This window comes from Cellulomonas sp. P4_A2 (genome assembly GCF_056402515.1).
The window spans coordinates 1-409 of sequence record NZ_JBFUHG010000152.1; the positions used below are offsets into that span (position 1 = coordinate 1).

The following is a 409-nucleotide window of genomic DNA, read 5'->3' on the forward strand; positions in this document are numbered from 1 at the left end:
TTGGCGAGGCGGCCCATCATGTCGTCGCTCGTCACGTCCCTGGCCATGCGGGGGATGAGCGAGGCACCGAACTCGGCGACCCGCTCGTCATGGGTGTCGTACTGGGCGCGCGCCTGCACCGTGCCGTCGCCCGCCCGCAGCGCGTCCGCGACACCGGAGTCGAGGACCCGGGAGATCAGGGACGTGTCGAAGACGGGCAGCAGCCGCTGGAGCTGCTCCGCGTCGAGCGAGGTGCCGTGGTCGAACCACTCGTGGCACAGCTCGTGCAGGATGACGTGCTGTGTCTGGTACGCGGTCGGGCGCCGCCGGTAGAGCACGAAGCTGGTCCGGCCGGAAGCCAGGCGCAGCCCGCAGGCGGCGTTGACCCGCGCCAGCCGGTCGGGCATTTCATGCAGCACGATGGTGCGCC

1 protein-coding gene is annotated in these 409 nt (G+C 71.1%); it reads right to left on the minus strand.

The features are described from left to right. Nucleotides 1–386: hypothetical protein (locus tag AC1DUE_RS20495; RefSeq protein WP_477041242.1), on the minus strand; the 386-nt coding region annotated here is incomplete at its 3' end. Nucleotides 387–409: the final 23 nt, after the last annotated feature.